This is a genomic window from Oleiphilus sp. HI0125 (assembly GCF_001635355.1).
In genome coordinates, this window is sequence record NZ_LWGF01001086.1 from 1 (window position 1) to 1,228 (window position 1,228).

Below are 1,228 nucleotides of genomic sequence, written 5' to 3' on the forward strand. Positions count from 1 at the left end.
GAAAGAAGTTTGGGAGCATTTTTATACTCTGAGAATTGAAAAAGCGATTCACGCATTCGTTATTATCTCGCGCTCTTTTTTGTATTCCGAGATCGGGTTAACGATGCGAATCTTATACACCAGGACCCAGCGGCCAACCCATGCTTAGCCACAAGCCCAATAAGCATCCCCAGCCAATCAATAAGATGATGCTGTAAGGCAACATCACCGCGGCGATATTACCAATACCAGCTTCTTTGTCATATTTCTGAGCAAAGGCCACCACTATCCCAAAGTACGGCATTAAAGGGGTGATAATGTTAGTCACGGAATCCCCCACACGATAAGCCACTTGCGTCATTTCTGGCGAAATTCCAGAAAGCATTAACATTGGAACAAAGACTGGCGCTAACAACGCCCATTTAGCCGATGCGCTNCCAATCAACAAATTGATTGATGCTGTCATTACGATGAAGATCAGCAAAATAGACACAGGGCTAATGCTCAGAGTTTCAAGCCACGCAGCGCCTTTAATCGCTGTAATCATTCCAAGATTGGTCCAACCAAAGTAATTCACGAACTGCGCCGCGAAGAACATCAACACAACGTAGCCCGCCATTGTCGCCATAGTTGATTCCATTGCTTCGATCACGTCTTTGCTTGAAGAGAACTCTTTGACCGTATATCCAAAAATAGCTCCCGCTAAAGCGAAGTAGACAGAAATAATCACGACGATCCCGCCGATAAATGGAGAGACAACAATGCTTCCCGTCTCGGGGTGTCTAAGCGGCGCTGACTCGGGTAGTACAGCCAACAAAACAAGGCCTACAAACACCAAAGTAAACAGACCGACATTGCGTAAGCCTTTGCCATCGAGAGGCCCTGCTTGATCGACTTCAACATCTTCGACTTCTTCTTGGCTTTGTGATTTTTCGAGATAAGGCATCACAATTTTATTGGTCACAATTGTGCCCAAAATGCCGATCAAGAATGTTGAAGCAACCATGAAATAATAGTTCGCCGCAGGAGAGATAAAAGCTTCTTTATCCATTAATTGTGCGGCTTCGGTGGTAATACCCGACAACAATGCATCAATAGGGCCAATTAATAGATTCGCGCTAAAGCCTGCCGAAACGCCCGCAAATGCCGCCGCAATACCCGCTAATGGAGGGCGACCCGCTGCGTAGAACAGCGCACCGGCTAAAGGAATAAGTACAACGTAACCAGAGTCTGCTGCTAAAGAAGATAA

1 protein-coding gene is annotated in these 1,228 nt (G+C 46.0%); it reads right to left on the reverse strand.

The genetic code is table 11. From position 1 onward, the window contains the following. Positions 1–112: 112 nt before the first annotated feature. Positions 113–1,228 (reverse strand): AbgT family transporter (locus A3762_RS18575; protein ID WP_068757078.1); only part of this gene is annotated, 1,116 nt, incomplete at its 5' end.